The following is a 2576-nucleotide window of genomic DNA, read 5'->3' as shown; positions in this document are numbered from 1 at the left end:
GGGTCAGGTAATGCGCCAACAGAAGCTTGGTTTGTTCATTTATTGAAAAAGACAATTGAAAGAGGTGTACATATTATAAATGTAACACAATGTATAGGAGGAAGTGTAATTTTAGGACATTACGAAACAAGTGAACACTTAAAAAAGATTGGAATTATTAATGGAAAAGATATCACTACAGAATCTGCATTAGCTAAATTAATGTATTTATTAGGTGAGAAAATTCCAAAAAGTGAATTTAAAACTATTTTTGAAACACCTTTGCGTGGTGAAATGAGCGAAGATTAATAGTTTTAATTAAATTAATAATAACGTTTTAATTTTTTTTATAATAAATTATTAAAATAAAGTAAGATTCTTACAGAAATTAGAAAATAATATAATATTGTAAATAAATAATTTAAAGTGCTTCTAAAATTTTCAAAATTCAACATTTTTTTGTTACTTGCCATTCGCAAAAGTTTAATTGCAAATGAGTTTTTTGAGGACCTTAGGACTTTTAACTAACTCAAAAATTTAACTATTTGTTTAAAAAAAATTATATATATTTAACCGTAAAATTAATAAATTAACTATTACACGATGAAAAGAGTATTTACTATCCTTGCAATTACAGGGTTATTGTTATTTGGAGCAGCACCTAAAGCTATTGCACAAGATGCAGCAAACACAGAACAAGTTGCAAACGACGCAGAAACAAAAACATTTCACCAAGAATTAAAACAACGTTTTATAGAAGGTGGACCATTTTTTATGGGAATTGTATTAGTAGCCTTAATTTTAGGGTTAGCAATTGCTATTGAAAGAATTATTTATTTAAACATGGCTACAACCAATACTAAGAAATTAGTTGGTAAAGTAGATGATGCATTAGCATCTGGTGGAGTAGAGGCTGCTAAAGAGGTTTGTAGAAATACAAAAGGACCTGTTGCTTCAATATTTTATCAAGGTTTAGATAGAATGGACGAAGGTGTAGATGCAGCTGAAAAAGCAGTTGTTGGTTATGGTGGAGTTCAAATGGGATTGTTAGAGAAAAACATCTCTTGGCTTTCTTTATTTATCGCTTTAGCACCAATGCTTGGTTTCATGGGAACAGTAATTGGTATGATTAGTGCATTTGATTCAATTCAACAAGCTGGTGATATTTCTCCAACAGTTGTTGCTGGAGGTATTAAAGTTGCATTATTAACAACAGTGTTTGGTTTAATTGTTGCAATTATTCTTCAAATTTTTTATAACTATATTATTTCTAAAGTAGATAGTATTGTAAACAATATGGAAGATGCATCAATTTCACTTGTTGACCTTTTGGTTAGACACAAAAAATAAGAGAAATTATGAATAAGAAATTTTCAAAAATATTAACCTTAGTAGCAGGTCTTATTGGATTAATAGCGTTCTATTTTTTCATTAGAATTGTTATGGTAGGTGACGATATAATAGAAACAGATGCCGATGTACAGGCGAGTATAGTTTCGCCATTTATAAATTTCGCTAAATTTGTATTGATTGCAACTGGTGTAATTGCAGTAGTTTTTTCCATACTAAATCTAGTAAAACACCCACAAGTATTAAAAAGAACATTATTAGGTGTTGCTGCTTTAGCAGTAATATTAGTAATAGCGTATTCAGTATCTTCTGATGCAGCCGTTTTAGATGTTAGTGGTAGAGTTTTAGAAGATGGTGAAGCAGGAAGTGTTTCAAAATGGGTAAGTACAGGTATAAACTTTAGCGCAATTTTAGGCGTTATTGGTTTAGGATTCTTTGTGGTTGACTTTGTAAGATCACTAGCAAAATAATAGCACTATGGCAAGAAGAGAAAATTCAGAAATAAATGCTGGTTCAATGGCAGACATTGCGTTCTTGCTTTTAATATTTTTCTTAGTTACAACAACTATGGATGTTGATTCTGGTATTTCTAGAAAATTACCAGAGAAATCAGAAGAAACTCCAGAGGTACTTATTAAACAAAAGAATGTATTAGATATAACTGTAAACAGAAACAATCAAATTCTTATTGAAGGGACTGATTTTGTTCAAGTTACAGATATTAGAAGAATTGCAATGGATTTTATAGATAATGGTGGAGGTGTTTCAAACCCTAAACCAGATGGTACTCCTGGAGTACCTTGTGATTACTGTCAAGGAGCAAAAGACCCAGCATCATCAGATCATCCATCAAAAGCAATTATATCTTTACAAAGCGATAGAGGAACCACTTATGGAATGTACGTTTCTATTCAAAATGAAATAGAAGCAGCATATAACGAGTTGAGAAACAGGTTGGCTTTAGAAAAATATAAAAGAAGTTATAGTGATTTGTTAAAAGATTATAACGATAACGGAGGAGATAAATTAAAGGAAAAAATAGACTTCTTAAAAGATAGTTATCCTCAAATAATCTCGGAACCAGAACCAATTAAATAATATCAGAACATGAGTAAGTTTAAAAAGAAGAAAAAAGGATTACCTGCTATTTCTACAGCATCTTTACCTGATATTGTATTTATGTTGTTATTCTTTTTTATGGTATCAACTACTATGAGAGAAACTGATTTACTAATTAAAAAACCACT

Annotated in this window: 4 protein-coding genes and 1 pseudogene; all 5 read left to right on the top strand. The window is 30.2% G+C overall.

Features of this window, described 5'->3' with window-relative positions:
* Positions 1–288, top strand: a pseudogene (locus tag AB1Z17_RS00615) (L-asparaginase 1); the annotation flags it as partial.
* 294 nt (positions 289–582) lie between these two features.
* Positions 583–1329: a MotA/TolQ/ExbB proton channel family protein gene (locus AB1Z17_RS00610; protein WP_368049854.1), complete on the top strand. Its 747-nt coding sequence runs from the start codon at positions 583–585 to the stop codon at positions 1327–1329.
* 8 nt (positions 1330–1337) lie between these two features.
* The gene (locus AB1Z17_RS00605) at positions 1338–1799 is read left to right on the top strand and encodes a hypothetical protein (RefSeq protein WP_368049853.1); all 462 of its coding nucleotides are present in this window, start codon (positions 1338–1340) and stop codon (positions 1797–1799) included.
* A 7-nt stretch (positions 1800–1806) separates the two neighbouring features.
* The gene (locus AB1Z17_RS00600) at positions 1807–2427 is read left to right on the top strand and encodes an ExbD/TolR family protein (protein WP_368049852.1); all 621 of its coding nucleotides are present in this window, start codon (positions 1807–1809) and stop codon (positions 2425–2427) included.
* Between the two features lie 9 nt (positions 2428–2436).
* A partial coding sequence (locus AB1Z17_RS00595) for a biopolymer transporter ExbD (protein ID WP_368049855.1) occupies positions 2437–2576 on the top strand: 140 nt, incomplete at its 3' end.

This window comes from Lutibacter sp., assembly GCF_040883305.1.
Lineage (GTDB): Bacteria > Bacteroidota > Bacteroidia > Flavobacteriales > Flavobacteriaceae > Lutibacter.
Note: the sequence above shows the minus strand (reverse complement) of the source record. Positions and strands in the feature narration are given on the sequence as shown.